The 18,918-nt window shown below is 61.1% G+C and carries 13 protein-coding genes; 5 read left to right on the top strand and 8 right to left on the bottom strand.

Going from position 1 to position 18,918, the window contains the following annotated elements:
- Positions 1-76: 76 nt before the first annotated feature.
- From fadA to CKW29_RS06125, 3 genes are all read right to left on the bottom strand, one after another.
- The gene (gene fadA, locus CKW29_RS06140) at positions 77-1,252 is read right to left on the bottom strand and encodes an acetyl-CoA C-acyltransferase FadA (protein ID WP_095143124.1); all 1,176 of its coding nucleotides are present in this window, start codon (positions 1,250-1,252) and stop codon (positions 77-79) included.
- A 29-nt stretch (positions 1,253-1,281) separates the two neighbouring features.
- Complete coding sequence (fadB, locus tag CKW29_RS06135; RefSeq protein ID WP_095143123.1) at positions 1,282-3,429, bottom strand: fatty acid oxidation complex subunit alpha FadB; 2,148 nt, start codon at positions 3,427-3,429, stop codon at positions 1,282-1,284.
- Between the two features lie 553 nt (positions 3,430-3,982).
- A complete protein-coding gene (locus CKW29_RS06125) occupies positions 3,983-4,420 on the bottom strand; it encodes a hypothetical protein (RefSeq protein WP_095143122.1) in 438 nt (145 codons plus the stop codon).
- Positions 4,421-4,524: 104 nt separating this feature from the next.
- Here CKW29_RS06125 and CKW29_RS06120 point away from each other — a divergent pair, with 104 nt between their 5' ends.
- Positions 4,525-4,962 carry a universal stress protein gene (locus CKW29_RS06120; RefSeq protein ID WP_095148092.1) on the top strand — a complete coding sequence of 146 codons (438 nt, stop codon included), beginning with the start codon at positions 4,525-4,527 and terminating at the stop codon, positions 4,960-4,962.
- Between the two features lie 192 nt (positions 4,963-5,154).
- Here the strand turns inward: CKW29_RS06120 and CKW29_RS06115 are convergent, their stop codons facing one another.
- The gene (locus tag CKW29_RS06115) at positions 5,155-7,074 is read right to left on the bottom strand and encodes an ATP-binding cassette domain-containing protein (protein ID WP_095148091.1); all 1,920 of its coding nucleotides are present in this window, start codon (positions 7,072-7,074) and stop codon (positions 5,155-5,157) included.
- Between the two features lie 213 nt (positions 7,075-7,287).
- Here CKW29_RS06115 and CKW29_RS06110 point away from each other — a divergent pair, with 213 nt between their 5' ends.
- Complete coding sequence (locus CKW29_RS06110; RefSeq protein WP_095143119.1) at positions 7,288-9,216, top strand: transglycosylase SLT domain-containing protein; 1,929 nt, start codon at positions 7,288-7,290, stop codon at positions 9,214-9,216.
- A gap of 84 nt (positions 9,217-9,300) precedes the next feature.
- Here CKW29_RS06110 and CKW29_RS06105 read toward each other — a convergent pair whose 3' ends face one another.
- Positions 9,301-11,094 (bottom strand): ABC transporter transmembrane domain-containing protein, encoded by a 1,794-nt coding sequence (locus CKW29_RS06105; RefSeq protein ID WP_095148090.1) that lies wholly within the window; start codon positions 11,092-11,094, stop codon positions 9,301-9,303.
- 258 nt (positions 11,095-11,352) lie between these two features.
- Between CKW29_RS06105 and CKW29_RS06100 the strand changes: the two genes are divergently transcribed.
- Positions 11,353-11,532, top strand: coding sequence for a PA1571 family protein (locus CKW29_RS06100; protein ID WP_095082259.1), 180 nt, complete (start codon positions 11,353-11,355; stop codon positions 11,530-11,532).
- Between the two features lie 63 nt (positions 11,533-11,595).
- Here CKW29_RS06100 and pdxB read toward each other — a convergent pair whose 3' ends face one another.
- The gene (gene pdxB, locus CKW29_RS06095) at positions 11,596-12,738 is read right to left on the bottom strand and encodes a 4-phosphoerythronate dehydrogenase PdxB (RefSeq protein WP_095148089.1); all 1,143 of its coding nucleotides are present in this window, start codon (positions 12,736-12,738) and stop codon (positions 11,596-11,598) included.
- A gap of 147 nt (positions 12,739-12,885) precedes the next feature.
- Between pdxB and CKW29_RS06090 the strand changes: the two genes are divergently transcribed.
- Positions 12,886-14,298, top strand: coding sequence for an MATE family efflux transporter (locus CKW29_RS06090; protein WP_095148194.1), 1,413 nt, complete (start codon positions 12,886-12,888; stop codon positions 14,296-14,298).
- A gap of 146 nt (positions 14,299-14,444) precedes the next feature.
- On the opposite strand, the gene tusA is transcribed toward CKW29_RS06090, so the two are convergent.
- Together tusA and rlmM are read right to left on the bottom strand one after the other, a co-directional pair.
- Positions 14,445-14,696 (bottom strand): sulfurtransferase TusA, encoded by a 252-nt coding sequence (tusA, locus tag CKW29_RS06085; protein WP_095082256.1) that lies wholly within the window; start codon positions 14,694-14,696, stop codon positions 14,445-14,447.
- A 121-nt stretch (positions 14,697-14,817) separates the two neighbouring features.
- On the bottom strand, positions 14,818-15,891 hold the full coding sequence (rlmM, locus tag CKW29_RS06080; RefSeq protein ID WP_095148088.1) for a 23S rRNA (cytidine(2498)-2'-O)-methyltransferase RlmM: 1,074 nt from the start codon (positions 15,889-15,891) through the stop codon (positions 14,818-14,820).
- A gap of 198 nt (positions 15,892-16,089) precedes the next feature.
- Here rlmM and acnA point away from each other — a divergent pair, with 198 nt between their 5' ends.
- Entirely contained in the window at positions 16,090-18,831 is a 2,742-nt protein-coding gene (gene acnA / locus CKW29_RS06075) for an aconitate hydratase AcnA (RefSeq protein WP_095148087.1), read from the top strand.
- Positions 18,832-18,918 lie beyond the last annotated feature (87 nt).

Raw genomic sequence — 18,918 nt, 5'->3', positions numbered from 1 at the left:
ATCAAATAAAAAACAAAAAAATCTTCAGAAAAACAAAAACCGGGGCACTTGGCCCCGGCTTCCGTCAACGCAACGCTTAAACGCGTTCGAAGACGGTGGCAATGCCCTGGCCGAGGCCAATGCACATGGTCGACACACCGAAGGTGCCGCCATTTTGCTTCATTACATTGAGCAACGTGCCGGAGATACGCGCGCCAGAGCAACCGAATGGGTGGCCCAGGGCGATCGCGCCGCCGTGCAGGTTAACCTTCTCGTTCATCTTGTCGAGCACTTTCAGATCTTTCAGCACTGGCAAGGCCTGCGCTGCAAAAGCTTCGTTGAGCTCGAAGAAGTCGATATCGGAAATACCCAGACCCGCGCGCTTCAATGCTTTCTGTGTAGCCGGTACTGGACCATAGCCCATGATCGCCGGATCCACACCCGCCACCGCCATCGAACGGATCACCGCCATTGGCTGGATACCCAGGTCCTGGGCACGCTGCGCCGACATCACGATCATGCACGAAGCACCATCGGTGATCTGCGACGAAGTACCAGCTGTCACGGTGCCACCCTTCGGATTGAACGCCGGCTTCAGAGCCGCCAGGCTTTCCAGGGTGGTTTCCGGACGAATGGTTTCGTCGTAGTCGAACAGTTTCAGGAAACCGTTCTCGTCGTAGCCCTGCATCGGGATGATTTCGTCCTTGAACTTGCCTTCCACGGTCGCCTTGTGGGCGAGTTGGTGGGAGCGCACGCCAAAGGCATCCTGCTGCTCGCGAGTGATGCCGTGCATCTTGCCCAGCATTTCCGCGGTCAGGCCCATCATGCCCGAGGCTTTCGCCGCGTACAGCGACATGTGCGGGTTAGGATCGACACCGTGCATCATGCTCACGTGACCCATATGCTCGACGCCGCCCACGACGAATACGTCACCGTTGCCGGTCATGATCGCTTGCGCCGCGGTGTGCAGGGCACTCATGGAGGAGCCACACAGGCGGCTGACGGTCTGGCCGGCAGCGGTGTGCGGGATCTGGGTCATCAGGGATGCCATGCGGGCGATGTTCCAGCCCTGCTCCAGGGTCTGGTTCACGCAGCCCCAGATCACGTCTTCGACTTCGCTCGGGTCGACCTTGACGTTGCGTTCCAGCAATTTGCTGATCAGGTGCGCCGACATGTCTTCAGCGCGGGTGTTGCGGTGCATGCCGCCCTTGGAGCGGCCCATCGGAGTACGACCGAAGTCGACAATCACGACGTCTCTTGGATTCAAGCTCATAAATATTCTCGCTCTAGTCGTTTGGGCGCTTAACCGAAGAAGCTCTGGCCGTTCTTGGCCATCTCGCGCAGCTTCGCGGTCGGGTGGTACAGCGCGCCCAAATCAGCGTACTGGTCAGCCAGGGCAACGAATGCTGCAACACCGAGCGAATCGATGTAGCGCAGCGCGCCACCACGGAATGGAGGGAAACCAATACCGTAGACCAGACCCATGTCGGCTTCGGCAGCGGTTTCGACAATGCCGTCTTCCAGGCAACGCACGGTTTCCAGGCACAGCGGGATCATCATCCAGTTGATGATGTCTTCGTCGGTGACTTCGCGCTGCTCGTAAACGATCGGCTTGAGCACTTCCAGCACCGACGGGTCGGCCACTTTCTTCTGCTTGCCGCGCTTGTCGGTCTCGTAGGCGTAGAAGCCCTTGCCGTTCTTCTGGCCCAGGCGCTTGGCTTCGTAGAGCACGTCAACGGCCGAACGACGGTCGTCCTTCATGCGGTCCGGGAAGCCCTCGGCCATCACGTCACGACCGTGGTGGCCGGTGTCGATGCCGACTACGTCCATCAGGTACGCCGGGCCCATCGGCCAGCCGAATTTTTCCATGATCTTGTCGATACGGACGAAGTCCACACCGGCGCTGACCAGCTTGGCGAAACCGCCGAAGTACGGGAACAGCACGCGGTTGACCAAAAAGCCCGGGCAGTCGTTGACGACGATCGGGTTCTTGCCCATTTTCTTGGCGTAGGCAACGGTGGTAGCAACAGCCAGCTCGCTGGACTTCTCACCACGGATGACTTCCACCAGCGGCATCATGTGCACCGGGTTGAAGAAGTGCATGCCGACGAAGTTTTCCGGACGCTTGAGGGCCTTGGCCAGCAAGGTGATGGAAATGGTCGAGGTGTTCGAGGCGAGGATGGTGTCCTCTTTGACCTTGTCTTCAACTTCAGCCAGTACGGCTTGCTTGACCTTCGGGTTCTCGACCACGGCTTCAACCACCAGGTCCACGTGACCGAAGTCACCGTAGGACAGGGTCGGACGAATGCCGTTGAGCACTTCAGCCATTTTCGCGGCGGTCATGCGGCCTTTGTCAACGCGGCCAACCAGCAGCTTGGCGGCTTCGGCCAGACCCTGCTCGATACCGTGCTCGTTGATGTCCTTCATCAGGATCGGCGTGCCTTTGGACGCCGACTGATAGGCGATACCGCCACCCATGATGCCGGCGCCCAATACGGCGGCCTGCTTCACGTCCTTGGCGATTTCGTCGTAGGCCTTGGCCTTTTTCTTCAGCTCCTGATCGTTCAGGAACAGACCGATCAAGCTCTGCGCGGCAGAGGTCTTGGCCAGCTTGACGAAACCTGCAGCTTCGACTTCCAGTGCCTTGTCGCGACCGAAGTTCGCGGCTTTCTGAATGGTCTTGATCGCTTCAACCGGTGCCGGGTAGTTCGGGCCCGCCTGGCCGGCCACGAAACCCTTGGCGGTTTCGAACGACATCATTTGTTCGATGGCGTTGAGCTTGAGTTTTTCCAGCTTTGGCTGACGCTTGGCCTTGTAGTCAAATTCGCCGCTGATGGCGCCCTTGATCAGGCTCAATGCGGCGTCCGCCAGCTTCTCGGGAGCAACCACGGCATCGACGGCGCCAACCTTCAGCGCGTCTTCAGCACGGTTTTCCTTGCCAGCGGCAATCCACTCGATGGCGTTGTCGGCACCGATGATGCGCGGCAGGCGCACGGTACCGCCGAAACCTGGGTAGATGCCCAGCTTGACTTCCGGCAGGCCGATTTTCGCGCTGGAGGCCATGACGCGGAAGTCCGCCGCCAGGCACATTTCCAGACCGCCACCCAAGGCGATGCCATTGATCGCGGCGACGGTCGGAACATTGAGGTCTTCGAAATCGCTGAAGATCTTGTTGGCTTCGAGATTGCCAGCAACCAGCTCTGCATCCGGCAGCTTGAAGTTGTCGACGAATTCGGTGATGTCGGCGCCGACGATGAAGACGTCTTTACCGCTGCTGACGATCACACCCTTGACCGACGCATCTGCCTTGATGGCGTCCACGGCCTGACGCAATTCGTTCAGGGTTAGACGGTTGAACTTGTTGACGGACTCACCCTTGAGGTCGAACTTCAGTTCGACGATGCCACTTTCAAGAGCCGTAACCGTGATGGCTTTACCTTCGTAAATCATCAACTGATCTCCACGATATGGAAGCTGAACAGTACACGTCGGACGCTGATGTTCTGGCTCGGCATGGACATATACGTCGATGCTGACACCATTCCACCAGGCACACCCGCCAACGCGATAGTCGGGATTCTGTAGGAGCGGTCTGAAATACAAACGCTCAATTCATACGCCCGTTTGATTTGGGTACGCCACCTTCACGGAATTTCCGACAATTGTCAATCGCCCAAAATGCGGGTTGAAACTCGACTTTGCAGTCATTTCCGTAACGCGAAGAGCCGCAACACGCCGAAGCCTGTACAGACATTCATAGAATCAATATTTAGAAACGTCGCCCTAATCCGACGCAACGTGCGCTCAAGCAGCTACGCTGGCAGGACTTGAAAGAAAAAGATCAACGCTTTGGGCGAATACCCGGCGTGAGATCGGACCGAACCCGATTGCCGGCCTGCCTGGCCAACTCCAGCCCGATGATGATGTCGGGCTTTTTATGCCCCGCCATAAACACGCCCCCCGCGGCGGCCAGCCAAGCCTGCCGCCACGGGGAGCGAAGTATTCAGGCGAGCGCCTTGAGCGTGGCATCGATGTGCTGCAACACCTCAACCTCGCCCTTCTCGCCCCAATACAGAGTAATCATCTGTTTGTCGGCCTCGACCTTGTACACGTTGGCCGGCAACTTCTCGAAATGAATCAGTAACGCCCGATCCTCGCAGACCTCCTGCCACTGATTGACCCAAACCCCCGGGGTCTTTTGCCAGTAACTCCAGCACGCCGGCCGATTGCCGCGCCGTGGCCGATGGTACTGCGCACAGGGGCTGGGCGGCTCGGGCGCCAGCCAGTGGGGCCACACCTGGGGCGCCAGTTGCATGGCCAGGCCAATGCGCCGAGCCTCCATGCGCAGCGCCATCTGGCCACCCTGGCGACGTGATGGCCGAAGCCACGCCAAGGGGCTCAGCACCACTGCAAGGATTGACACCACTATCCAGACCGTCATATCTGTACTCCCGATTCTTGATGAGCGAATTGATCCCTGTCGAAAACCATTCGCTTGAAACCAGCCATACTTACCCTTATCGCAATCCTCAGGAGGAGCACCTCATGCCCTACCACCATATTCTGGTCGCCGTAGACCTAACCGAAGAGTGCGATCCTGTGATTCACCGCGCTCGCGAGCTGTCGGTCAGCAACAGCGCCAAACTGTCCCTGGTGCACATCGTCGAACCGATGGCCATGGCCTTTGGTGGTGACGTGCCGATGGACCTGTCGCAATTGCAACAACAGCAGTTCGACCAGGCCAAGGAGCGCCTCGAGCGCCTGATCAACAAATACCCCGAGCTTTCCAAGGAAAACAGCCACCTGACCTACGGCCAGCCACGCCAGGAAATCCACCATTTCGCCAAGGAGCAAGGTTGTGACCTGATTGTCGTCGGCAGCCATGGTCGTCACGGCCTGGCATTGCTGCTGGGTTCCACCGCCAACGACGTGCTGCACGGTGCGCCTTGCGATGTATTGGCGGTGCGCCTGATCAAAAGCTGATCCACCCTCTCTGTAGGAGCGAGCGCGCTCGCGATGGGCGCCAACAATAACGCGGTGAAACCGAAGAACCGCATTTACCTTGGGTTTTTCGCGAGCGCGCTCGCTCCTACAGGGAGAACGCGCCAGATCCCATCCCATATGAAAAGCCCGGCGTTCATCACTGAACGCCGGGCTTTTTTATCGCAGGATCACTCAGGCATCCAGCTCGGCCCAACGCTCGACCATCACGTCATGCTCAGCCTGCAACTGCTCCAACTGGGCGATCACCGTCGCGGTTTCGGCAGCAGGACGCTGATAGAACCCGGCGTCGGCCATCTGGGCCTCAACCACAGCGATCTGCTGTTCCATGGCCTCGATCTGCCCTGGCAAGGCTTCCAGCTCGCGCTGCAGCTTGTAGCTGAGCTTCTTCTTCGCCGCCGGTGCTTCCTGAACAGCCGGTGCCGGCGCAGGTGCCGCGGTGACCACGGCAGAGTTCAGGTCGGCCTTGCCGGACTTGCTCTCGGTCACGCCCAGCAGGCGCGGCGAGCCACCCTGACGCAGCCAGTCCTGGTAACCACCGACGTATTCACGGACCTTGCCTTCACCTTCGAAGACCAGGGTGCTGGTGACCACGTTATCGAGGAATGCCCGGTCGTGGCTGACCATCAGCACGGTGCCGTTGAAGGTCAGCAGGACCTCTTCCAGCAGCTCAAGGGTTTCCACGTCCAGGTCGTTGGTCGGTTCGTCGAGGACCAGCAAGTTGGCCGGCTTGCTGAACAGCTTGGCCAGCAACAGACGGGCACGCTCACCACCGGACAGCGCCTTGACCGGCGTGCGGGCACGCTGCGGGCTGAACAGGAAGTCGCCCAGGTAGCTCAGCACGTGGCGGCTCTGGCCGTCGATGTCGATGAAATCGCGGCCTTCGGCCACGTTGTCGATCACGGTCTTTTCCAGGTCCAACTGGTGGCGCAACTGGTCGAAGTAGGCCACGTCGATGCGCGTCCCCTCTTCCACGGTGCCGCTGGTCGGCTGCAAGCCGTTGAGCATCAGTTTCAGCAAGGTGGTCTTGCCGGTACCGTTGGCGCCCAGCAGGCCGATACGGTCGCCGCGCTGCAAGACCATGGAGAAATCCTTGATCAGGAACGGGCCGTCCGGGTGAGCGAAGCTGACGTTCTCGAGGACCATCACTTGCTTGCCAGACTTGTCGGCGGTGTCCAGCTGGATATTGGCCTTGCCGGTACGCTCACGACGCTCGCTGCGCTCAACACGCAGGGCCTTGAGGGCACGCACGCGGCCTTCGTTACGGGTGCGACGGGCCTTGATGCCCTGGCGGATCCAGACTTCTTCCTGGGCCAGCTTTTTGTCGAACAGCGCGTTGGCGGTTTCTTCGGCCGCCAGCGTGGCTTCCTTGTGCACCAGGAAACTGGCGTAGTCGCCGTTCCAGTCGATCAGGCCGCCACGATCCAGTTCCAGGATGCGCGTGGCAAGGTTCTGCAGGAAGGAACGGTCGTGCGTGATGAACAGCACGGCGCCCTGGAAATCCTTCAGGGCTTCTTCAAGCCAGGCAATCGCACCGATGTCCAGGTGGTTGGTCGGTTCGTCGAGCAGCAGCAGGTCCGGCTCGGAAACCAGGGCTTGCGCCAGCAGGACGCGACGACGCCAGCCGCCGGACAATTCGGCGAGGGTCTTGTCGGCGGGCAACTGCAGACGGCTCAGGGTGCTGTCGACCAGTTGCTGCAAACGCCAGCCGTCGCGAGCTTCGAGGTCGTGCTGGACGTGCATCAGCTTGTCCAGGTCGGCGTCGGTGACGATGTTCTGGCTCAGGTGGTGGTACTGCGCAAGCAGCTCGCCCACACCGTCCAGGCCTTCGGCCACCACGTCGAACACTGTCCGCTCGTCGGCCACTGGCAATTCTTGCGGCAATTCGCCGATCTTGAGGCCAGGGGCACGCCATACAGAGCCGTCATCGGGCTTCTGATCGCCCTTGACCAGCTTCATCATGCTGGACTTGCCTGTGCCGTTGCGGCCGATGATGCACACCCGCTCACCACGGGCGATCTGCCAGGACACCTTGTCCAACAACGGCATAGCGCCGAAAGCAAGGGACACATCGCTGAATTTGAGCAGGGTCATGAGCTTCTCCAAAAACCGGGCGCGCATTCTACCTGACTTGAGGCTCCAGAAGGCCGGCATTTTCACTGCCGAAGCACTCTGCACATTAATTGTTGCGAACTTGTGCCGCCGAACCGGCAAAGCTTTCACCCGTTGCTGGCAAAAGGCTAAGCTACAAGTAATCAGTGCCGGCACCAGCCGGCACTTGTCATGATTTCTCTGCCCGGATGTCTCATGCGCAGTCGCCTTTTCAGTTTTTTATCCTGCCTGCTTCTTACAGCCACTGCCGCTCAATCCGCTCAGGCGGTGGACCTGTCCACCCAACGCCAGTACTACGATGAAGCCAAGCGTGCCCTGGCCAAGGGTGACACCGGCCCGTACTTTCGCTACAGCCAGGCGCTCGCCGACTACCCGCTCGAACCTTATCTGGCCTATGACGAGCTGACCGCGCGACTGAAAAGCGCGAGCAATGCCGAAATCGAAAAGTTCCTCGCCGAACACGGTGACCTGCCACAGGCCAACTGGATGAAGCTGCGCTGGTTGCGCTGGCTGGCCGAGCGCGGCGACTGGTCGACCTTCGTCAAATACTACGACCCCAAGCTCAACTTCACTGAGCTGGACTGCCTCAACGCCCAATACCAGATCAGCCACAATCTCAAGGCTGAAGGCTATGCCAACACCGAAAAACTCTGGCTGACTGGAAAATCCCAGCCGGCGGCCTGTGATGCGCTGTTTGCCCAGTGGGCCGCCCAAGGCCAACTGACCGAGCAGAAGCGCTGGGAACGCGCCAAACTGGCCGCCCAGAGCCGTAACTATGCCCTGGCCAACAGTCTGATCAACAACATGACCACCCTGGCCCCCCGTGGCCGCCTGCTGGTGGACGTGGCGCAAAAGCCGGAGCTGCTTAACCAGCCGTCGCGCTTTACCCCCGCCGATGAAGCCATGGGCGATGTGGTCAGCCTTGGCTTGCGGCGCCTGGCACGCCAGGATCCGGAGCGGGCCATGGCGTTGCTCGACGATTACGCCAGCCGCATGCATTTTTCCCGCGACGAAAAAGTCGCCATTGCCCGGGAAATCGGCCTGACCCTGGCGCGTCGCTACGACAGCCGCGCCCTTGATGTCATGACCAAGTACGACCCGGAACTGCGTGACAACACCGTATCCGAATGGCGCCTGCGCCTGTTGCTGCGCCTGGCCCGCTGGGACGATGCCTATCAGCTGACCCTCCGCCTGCCGCAGGACCTGGCCACCACCAACCGCTGGCGCTACTGGCAGGCCCGCAGCCTGGAACTGGCCCAGCCAAAGAACCCGGAAGCACAGACCCTGTACCGCAACCTCGCCCGCGAGCGGGACTTCTACGGTTTCCTGGCGGCCGATCGCTCGCAATCACCGTACTCCCTGAACCACAAGCCGCTGGTGATGAGCCAGGCACTGATCAACAAGGTGCGCAACACACCGGGCATTCGCCGCGCACTGGAGTTCCATGCCCGCGGGCAGATCGTCGACGGGCGCCGCGAGTGGTACCACGTCAGTCGCCGCTTCAACCGTGACGAAATGGTTGCCCAGGCCAAGCTGGCCTACGACCTGAAGTGGTACTTCCCGGCTATTCGTACCATCAGTCAGGCGCAGTACTGGGACGACCTGGACATCCGTTTCCCGATGGCCTACCGCGGCACCCTGGTCAGGGAAGCCAAGGTCCGTGGCCTGCATTCGAGCTGGGTGTTCGCCATTACCCGCCAGGAAAGCGCCTTCATGGAGGATGCCCGCTCCAGTGTCGGCGCCAGCGGCCTGATGCAGTTGATGCCCGCCACCGCCAAGGAAACCGCGCGCAAGTTCAGCATTCCGCTGGCCTCGCCACAGCAAGTACTGAATCCGGAGAAAAACATCCAGCTCGGCGCCGCCTACCTGAGCCAGGTGCACAGCCAGTTCAATGGCAACCGCGTGCTCGCCTCCGCGGCCTACAACGCCGGCCCCGGCCGCGTCCGCCAATGGCTGCGCGGCGCCGACCACCTGAGCTTCGACGTCTGGGTGGAGAGCATCCCGTTCGACGAAACCCGCCAGTACGTGCAGAACGTGTTGTCGTACTCGGTGATCTACGGCCAGAAACTCAATTCACCGCAACCGCTGGTGGATTGGCATGAGCGGTATTTTGACGATCAATAAGAGCAGCAAGCTGTAAGCCGCTCTGGTTGGCCGTAAGAAAAATGCCCATATCGCGAGATGTGGGCATTTTTTGTGGGGTTCTACTTAGTCGGTTGCCTGGTCGGTGAGGGCAGTCTGTCCGTCACTGAACTGCAGCGCCGCCAGCCGCGCGTACAACGGATTGCTCACGACCAGCTCCTGATGCGTCCCCACCGCCACCAGCCGGCCTTGATCCATCACCGCAATCCGGTCGGCATTTTTCACCGTGGCCAGGCGATGGGCGATGACCAGGGTGGTGCGGTTTTTCATCAGGCTGGGCAGTGCTTGCTGGATCAGGTGTTCACTCTGCGCATCGAGGGCGCTGGTGGCTTCGTCGAGCAACAGGATCGGCGCGTCCACCAGCAGCGCCCGAGCGATGGCCAGGCGCTGGCGCTGACCGCCGGAGAGGCCCAGCCCGCCATCGCCCAGATGGGTCTGGTAACCGTTGGGCATCTGCTCGATGAAGTCGTGGGCGTAGGCAATCTTCGCCGCCTCCCGGACCTGCTCCAGCGTCGCCGAGGGTTTACCGTAGCGAATGTTCTCTTCGATGCTGCCGAAAAACAGTGCCGGGGCCTGTGACACCAGGGCAAAACAACGGCGCACATCCAGAGGGTCGAGCCGGGTCAGCGGCACACCATCGAGCAGAATGCGCCCCTGCGCCGGGTCGTAGAAGCGCAGCAGCAAGTCATACACCGTCGACTTGCCCGCACCCGAAGGGCCGACCAGCGCCAGGGTTTCGCCCGCCTTGATCGCCAGGCTCAAGCCGTCGATTGCGTAGCTTTCAGGGCGTGACGGGTAGCAAAAGCGCAGTTCCTCAAGTTGCAGCTCGCCGCGCACCCGATCCGGCAATGTCACCCGGCCAGTCACGGGCGGCTGGATGATGTTTTCCGAGCGCAGCAACTCGGCAATCCGCTCCGCCGCCCCGGCTGCCCGCTGCAATTCACCAATCACTTCGCTCAAAGTCCCGAAGGCACCGCCGACGATCAGGCTGTAAAACACAAACGCCGCCAATTCGCCGGTGGAGATGCGTCCGGCGATCACGTCCATGCCGCCGACCCAGAGCATCACCCCGACCGCCCCCAGCACCAGGACGATCACCAGGGTGATCAGCCAGGCCCGCTGCAGGATACGTTTGCGCGCCGTATCGAAGGCCTGCTCCACGGTCACCGCGAAGCGTTGTTCGTCCTGCCCCTGATGGTTGTAGGCCTGCACGGTTTTGATCTGGCCCAGGGTTTCCGAGACATAACTGCCGACATCGGCGATACGGTCCTGGCTCTGGCGCGACAGGCTACGCACCCGCCGCCCGAAAATCAGGATCGGCGCCAGCACCAGGGGCAAGGCGACCACCACAATGCTGGTGAGTTTTGGGTTGGTGATGAACAGCAGCACAATGCCGCCGATCACCATCAACCCATTGCGCAGGAACAGTGACAGCGAGGAGCCAATCACCGTTTGCAACAGCGTGGTGTCGGCCGTCAGGCGCGACTGGATCTCGGAGCTTCGGTTGTTTTCGTAGAACCCCGGGTGCAGGTAGATCAAGTGGTTGAACACCTGCCGGCGGATATCGGCCACGCAGCGCTCGCCGATCCATGACACCAGGTAAAACCGGGTAAAGGTGCCTATCGCCAGCCCCACCACCAACATCAGGAACAGGCCGATACTCTGGTTGAGCAGGTGGGGCGAGCGGGTCATGAAGCCCTGATCCACCAGCAGGCGGATCCCCTGCCCCATAGACAAGGTAATGCCCGCCGTGACGACCAGCGCCAGCAAGGCGCCCAACGCCTGCCAACGATAGGGCGCGATAAACCGCACGGAAAGACGAATGGCGCGGCGGTGACGGGCAGACAGCATCAGGATCATCCGAAAAGACCAACGGTAAGGATCAACAGGATGAGCCTACACCGGTCAATCCGTTTGAACTGATGTAAATCACAATGAGTCGGTTTGAATATGACCGCTGACACTAGAGCCTAGTTGTTATTGGTCTAAAGTCCGGCTGGCAGTCAGAGGTTATTTCTGATGGACTGAATAGACCGCCTCATCGCCTGTGGGGAGCTGTCACAGCGTGGTCATTTGGCGGATCTACACTATGCGCACAACCTGATGAGGAGACAGGCCATGTCCTTGCAACACAGCAGCGATGACAAGATTCAAGTGATCCGCACGCAGCCAGACCAGTCTCTGGGGTGCTCGATTATTGATGCTCAGGGCCGCGAAGTACCGATCACTGAAGCCATGATCCAGAGCGCTTGCCGCGAACTGGAACAGCGATTGGTCAAGCCTGCCAAGCAAGATTGATACATAGCCTTACGTCTTCCGACCCGGCCCCTATCGGCCGGGTTTTTTATGGGCGTAAATAACTCAGACTGCTTGCGCACCCAGCGCCGTCACGATCTGCCGCAATGCCGGCGAATCACCCTCGATCCGCACCTTCAGCCCGTCAATTTCGCGTCGCTCAGGGTAGTGCTTGCGCAACAGGTCGAATGCCGTGCGTTGTTCGGCACCGCTGACGACCAGGCTGCGACGAAAGTCCGCATCGTCACGGCGCGGGTCGTACACCCCGCGGCACAGCATTGCCAGGGCCCAGGCGGGATCACTGCTGGCGTTCAGGCTGACCTGTGCCAGCCACGGCGCCGGCAGCAGATCATCCAGGGAAACCGTCGCGGGCTGGCCGAGGAACTGGCAAAGCGCCTGGTAGATCTGCGCGGTCCCGCGCTGCTTGCCATCCAGGCTGTAGCCGGCGATATGCGGGGTGGCGATCACGCACAGTTCCGCCAGGGCGATATCCACACTCGGCTCGCCCTCCCACACATCCAGCACCGCCTGCAGGTCCTCGCGCTCCAGCAAGACTTCGCGCAGCGCGCTGTTATCCACCACCGGGCCACGGCTGGCGTTGATCAGCCAGGCGCCTGGCTTGAGCTGCCGCAAACGTGGCTCATCGAACAGGTGCCAGGTAGGCTGCTCGGCACTCTTGGTCAGCGGGGTGTGCAGGCTGATGACGTCACACTGTGCAACGATCTGCTCCAGACTGACGTAATCACCGCCTTCGACGGCCTGGCGCGGCGGATCGCAGACCAGCACGTTCCAGCCCAGCCCCTTGAGCACCTTGACCAGTCGCCCGCCCACCTCACCGGCCCCGACCACGCCATAGGTGCGCTCGGTCAACGTCACGCCTTCGATCTCGGCCAGGGTCAGCAGACTGCCGAGCACGTAATCGACCACCCCTCGCGCATTGCAACCCGGCGCACTGGACCAGGTGATGCCGGCCTGCTGGAAATAATCCAGATCCAGGTGATCCGTGCCGATGGTGCAGGTGCCGACAAACCGTACCTTGCTGCCTTCGAGCAACGCGCGACTGACGTTGGTCACCGAGCGCACGAGCAGCACATCGGCCTGCTCGACCGTGGCACGGTCGATGGAGCGTCCCGGCACACGGCGGATTTCGCCGAACCCTTGAAAAAAGGCATCGAGCAGCGGGATATTTTCGTCGGCAACAATCAGCATGGCAGGCTCCTTTGGCGGATCGGCAGTGTAGCGCAGCTCCCGTCAGTCGAGGTTTACAAATCCCTAACACGGGAGTTTTCCTGACCGCTGTGTCAAAGGCGTAGAATGCGTCGCTTTGCGCATCAACACCTTCTGGACGCTTCGCCTGTGAACTCTGTGACTGAAAGCCTCGCCGCTACTTCCCTCCCCCGCCCGGCCCGGGTTCGCCTGGAGCTCAAAGGACTGCTTGGCCTGGCCGTGCCGATCATCATCGCGCAACTGGCCACCACGGCCATGGGTTTCGTCGATGCGGTGATGGCCGGCAGGGTGAGCCCACGGGACCTGGCTGCGGTGGCCCTGGGCAATTCGATCTGGATCCCGATTTACCTGCTGATGTCCGGCGTGCTGCTGGCGACCACACCCAAGATTGCCCAACGCTTTGGTGCAGAGCAGTTCGACGAGATCGGTCCGCTGGCACGCCAGGCCTTGTGGCTGGCACTCTGTGTCGGACTGATGGGCAGCGGCCTGCTGCTCAGCGCAGAGCCGATCCTGCACTGGATGAAAGTCGACCCACAGCTGATCGAACCGAGCATGGGCTACCTGCACGGTATCGCCTTCGGCTTGCCGGGCATTGCCTTCTATTACGTACTGCGCTGCTACAGCGATGGCATGGGCCGCACCCGCCCAAGCATGGTCATTGGCCTGTGCGGCCTGCTGCTCAACATCCCGCTGAACTATGCGCTGATCTATGGCCATTTCGGCCTGCCTGCCCTGGGTGGCGTCGGCTGTGGCTGGGCCAGTGGCATCGTCATGTGGTTCATGGCCCTGAGCATGGCCGGATGGACCCGCTGGGCGCCCGTCTATGCCCGTACCCGCGTGCTGGTGCGTTTCGATCGCCCGCAGTGGGCCGTGATCAAGCGCCTGGTCAGCATCGGCTTGCCAATTGGTATCGCCGTCTTCGCCGAGTCCAGCATCTTCGCGGTCATTGCCCTGCTGATCGGCAGCCTCGGCTCGACTGTGGTGGCCGGGCACCAGATTGCCCTGAACATCAGTTCGTTGCTGTTCATGATTCCTTATTCACTGGGCATGGCGGTCACCGTGCGAGTGGGCCAGGCACTGGGGGCCGGTGACCCGTATCAGGCGCGCTTCGCGGCCAAGGTCGGGCTGGGCGCGGCACTGGTGTTCGCGGCGTTCTCGGCGAGCCTGATCCTGCTGCTGCGCGAGCCCATCGCCTCGATCTACACCCCCGACAAGGCGGTGATCCAGATCGCCTCGATGCTGATCGTGTATGCGGCGCTGTACCAGTTCTCCGATGCGATCCAGGTGATCTGCGCGGGCGCCTTGCGCGGCTACCAGGACACCCGGGTGACCATGATCCTGACGCTGTTTGCCTACTGGGGCATTGGCTTGCCGGTGGGCTACGTACTGGGGCTGACCGACTGGTTCGGCCCGGCCAGCGGCCCGAGCGGACTGTGGGAGGGGTTGATTGCCGGCTTGAGTTGCGCGGCGTTGATGCTGTCGATCCGGCTGGTGCGCAGTTCACGCAAGCGGATACGCATCAGTCAATTGAACGAACGCTGACCCTTGTAGGAGCAGCCGGTCGACGTTCGAGCGCTCGCGATGAACTCCAGAGCAACGCGTTTACCCAGAAAATACGCGTTATCGTTGACGTCCATCGCGAGCGCGCTCGCTCCTACACGTCTGACTGACAGCCCTACAAGCGCTCGCTAAACGGACTTCTTGCGAATCCAGTACAGAAAGGTCCCGGCATCTTCATGCTGCCCGACCAGCTCATGGTCCAGAAACACGCAAAACTTGGGGATGTCGCGACGGGTCGACGGATCAGTGGCAATCACCTTGAGCAGGCCGCCAGGCACCAGGTCGCGGATGTGCTGGTGCAGCATCATCACCGGTTCCGGGCAATTGAGGCCAGTGGCGTCGAGGGTGCCGTCTACCGGCGCATTGATCATTTCACTCATGGTTAACTCCTGAAACTGGCCGGCATTGTCGCGCAAAACCGGATGCGTTAACAGCGCATGCAAACTGTACCTGTGGCGAGGGAGCTGGCTCCCCTCGCCACAAAAGCCTGGTCCGCGGAAATCAGCGTCTCTTCGGCTTGCTCACATCATGCCGACGCAAATGACAGGTCACTTCCTCACGGTCGTGGTACAGCTGCTTGCAGCCGATGTCGACCTTGATGCCACGTGCCTTGAAGCCTTCCTCGATACGCTCGAGCAGGCGCTTCACTTCAGCGTAACGCTGTTTCATCGGCAGCTTCAGGTTGACCACCGCTTCGCGGCAATGTCCGTCGCCGATCCACTCTTCCAGCATCGCCGCGTTGCGCGCCGGTTTCTCGACAATGTCGCAGACCATCCAGTCCACCGGCTGTTTGGGCTTGAAGGTAAAACCGTCGGCCATCAAGTGCTGCACCAGCCCGGTGTCCATCAGGCTTTCGGCCATCGGGCCGTTGTCGATGGCGGTCACCAGCATGCCGCGGTTGACCAGTTGCCAGGTCCAGCCGCCAGGGGCGGCACCCAGGTCGACACCAGTCATGTCACTGTGCAAGCGCTCGTCCCACTGATCACGCGGGATAAAGTGGTGCCAGGCCTCTTCCAGCTTCAGGGTGGAGCGGCTTGGCGCTTCACGGGGGAACTTCAAGCGCGGAATGCCCATCGGCCACATGGCCGAGTTGTTGGACTCGGCCAGGCCCATGAACACTTCACGACCGCTTTTGAAAGTCAGCAACAGACGCGGTTTTTGGGCATCTTCCACCAGCTTGCCGGCGGCCATCAGTGCCTTGCGCAGATGGACTTCGAACTTTTTGCAGAAGTTCGACAGCTCTTTGCCGTCGTTGGTGTCGACCATTTCCAGCCACAAGCTGCCGCACACCGGGAAATCCGCCATGTGCGCCAGGATCACGCTGATGCGGTCGGTTTCCGGCAGGTCGATAAACATCCCACGGGCCCATTGCCGTGGAAAGATCAACTGCGAGAAACGCTGGCCGCGCATCAATCGTTCGGCGCCGTCTTCTTCCGTGCAGACAAACTCGGCGCACGCAGCACCGGTCTTGGCCTTGGCATAACCGGCCACGTTCAAGCGCGCGGCGTGCTCGGCTATCTCGGAGCAGACTTCACCTTCGAAGCCTGGCCGGCAATGCATAAAGAGGATGTTCATTAAATCTCCTGGGCAAATGCGCGCAAACTTGCCCTGTAGCAAAGCCTGTCACGAAAACCGGCGCATGATAGCTGACTTCGCAACGCTGGACCTGCCCATAGAGTCCGGTTATTAGCCAGCTACTTGAAACAGGGCTAGGTTTAAAGCTCTGTCCGTTCCGTCAGTCCGTAGCCGTGCGGACCCAAAGGAGTCATTTCAATGCCGTCCCTCGATAGCCTGAAAACCCTTGAGACACTGGAAATAGACGACAAGACCTACCACTATTTCAGCCTCCCGCACGCCGCCAGGAGCCTGGGCGATCTCGACAAACTACCGATGTCGCTCAAAGTCCTGCTGGAAAACCTGCTGCGCTGGGAGGACGACAAGACCGTCACCGGTGCCGACCTCAAGGCCCTCGCCGACTGGCTCAAGGAACGCCGCAGCGACCGGGAAATCCAGTACCGCCCCGCACGGGTCCTGATGCAGGACTTCACTGGCGTCCCGGCCGTGGTCGACCTGGCCGCCATGCGCGCCGCCATGGCCAGGGCCGGTGGCGACCCGCAGCGGATCAATCCACTGTCGCCGGTTGACCTGGTGATCGACCACTCGGTGATGGTCGACAAGTTTGCCAGTAGCCGCGCCTTTGAACAGAACGTCGACATCGAGATGCAGCGCAACGGTGAGCGTTATGCCTTCCTGCGCTGGGGGCAAAGTGCCTTCGACAACTTCAGCGTGGTCCCCCCCGGCACCGGTATCTGCCACCAGGTGAACCTGGAATACCTGGGGCGCACGGTGTGGACCAAGGACGAAGACGGTCGCACCTATGCCTTCCCGGACACCCTGGTGGGCACCGACTCCCACACCACCATGATCAACGGCCTCGGCGTACTCGGCTGGGGCGTGGGCGGCATCGAGGCAGAGGCGGCGATGCTCGGCCAGCCCGTGTCGATGCTGATCCCGGAAGTGATCGGCTTCAAACTCACCGGCAAGCTCAAGGAAGGCATCACCGCCACCGACCTGGTGCTGACCGTCACCCAGATGCTGCGCAAGAAAGGCGTGGTGGGCAAATTCGTCGAATTCTATGGTGACGGCCTCGCCGATCTGCCGCTGGCCGACCGCGCGACCATCGCCAACATGGCCCCGGAGTACGGCGCCACCTGCGGATTCTTCCCGGTGGACGAGGTGACGCTGGACTACCTGCGCCTGTCCGGCCGCCCCACGGCGGTGGTCAAGCTGGTGGAGGCCTACTGCAAGGCCCAGGGCCTGTGGCGCCTGCCGGGCAAGGAACCGGTGTTCACCGACAGCCTGGCGCTGGACATGGGCAGCGTCGAAGCCAGCCTGGCGGGGCCGAAACGTCCACAGGACCGGGTGTCGCTGCCGAATGTCGGCCAGGCGTTCAACGACTTCCTCGGGCTACAGATCAAACCCACCAGCAAGGAAGAAAGTCGCCTGGAGAGCGAAGGCGGCGGTGGCGTTGCCGTGGGCAATGCCGACCTGATCGGTGAGGCTGACTACCATTTTGAGGGCTACACCCACCGCCTGAAAAACGGCGCCGTGGTGATTGCCGCCATCACCTCCTGCACCAACACCTCCAACCCGAGCGTGATGATGGCGGCAGGCCTGTTGGCAAAAAAGGCCGTGGAAAAAGGCCTCAAGCGCAAACCTTGGGTCAAGAGTTCGCTGGCCCCCGGCTCCAAGGTGGTCACCGACTACTACAAGGCTGCGGGCCTGACCCAGTACCTCGACCAACTGGGTTTTGCCCTGGTCGGCTATGGCTGTACCACCTGCATCGGCAACTCCGGACCGCTGCCCGAACCGATTGAAAAAGCCATCCAGAGCTCTGACCTCACCGTGGCCTCGGTCCTGTCCGGCAACCGCAACTTCGAAGGCCGGGTGCATCCGCTGGTGAAAACCAACTGGCTGGCCTCCCCGCCCCTGGTGGTGGCCTATGCTTTGGCCGGCACCGTACGCATCGATATCAGCAGCGAGTCCCTGGGCAATGACAAGGACGGCAACCCGGTGTACCTGCGGGATATCTGGCCCAGCACCCAGGAGATTGCCGACGCGGTGAATCAGGTCAACACCGCCATGTTCCACAAGGAGTACGCCGAAGTCTTTGCCGGCGACGCACAGTGGCAAGCCATCCAGGTGCCGCAGGCCGCCACTTATGTCTGGCAGAAGGACTCGACCTACATCCAGCACCCGCCGTTCTTCGACGACATCGCCGGCCCCCTGCCGGTGATTCAGGACATCAGCGGCGCCCGGGTCCTGGCCCTGCTCGGCGACTCGGTAACCACCGACCACATCTCCCCCGCTGGCAACATCAAGGTCGACAGCCCGGCCGGCCACTACCTGCGCGAACAAGGCGTGGAGCCGCGAGACTTCAACTCCTATGGCTCACGGCGCGGCAACCATGAGGTGATGATGCGCGGCACCTTCGCCAATATCCGGATCCGCAACGAAATGCTCGGCGGCGAAGAAGGCGGCAACACCTTGCACATTCCCAGTGGCGAGAAGCTGGCCATCTACGATGCCGCCATGCGCTATCAAGCCGAGGGCACCCCGCTGGTGGTAATCGCAGGCCAGGAATACGGCACCGGCTCCAGCCGCGACTGGGCCGCCAAGGGCACCAATCTTCTGGGGGTCAAGGCGGTCATCGCCGAAAGCTTCGAGCGGATCCACCGCTCCAACCTGGTGGGCATGGGCGTCCTGCCGCTGCAGTTCAAGCTCGACCAGAACCGCAAGAGCCTCAACCTCACGGGCAAAGAGACATTCAGCATTGAGGGCCTGAGCCAGGTCGAGCTCACGCCACGAATGAACCTGCCCCTGGTGATCACCCGTGAGGACGGCAGCAGCGAAAAAATCGAAGTGCTGTGCCGGATCGACACCCTCAACGAAGTGGAATACTTCAAGGCCGGAGGGATTTTGCACTACGTGTTGCGACAATTGATTGCCTCATAACACCCCTCCCACAAAGACACCGCCTCAGGGCGGTGTTTTTGTAGGTTCGCTGTTTATAATTGCGCCCCCGCAAACACCCCCGCCCCG

The organism is Pseudomonas sp. Irchel s3a18, from assembly GCF_900187535.1.
In the GTDB taxonomy this organism is placed as follows: domain Bacteria; phylum Pseudomonadota; class Gammaproteobacteria; order Pseudomonadales; family Pseudomonadaceae; genus Aquipseudomonas.
This window is presented reverse-complemented; position numbering and strand designations above follow the sequence as displayed.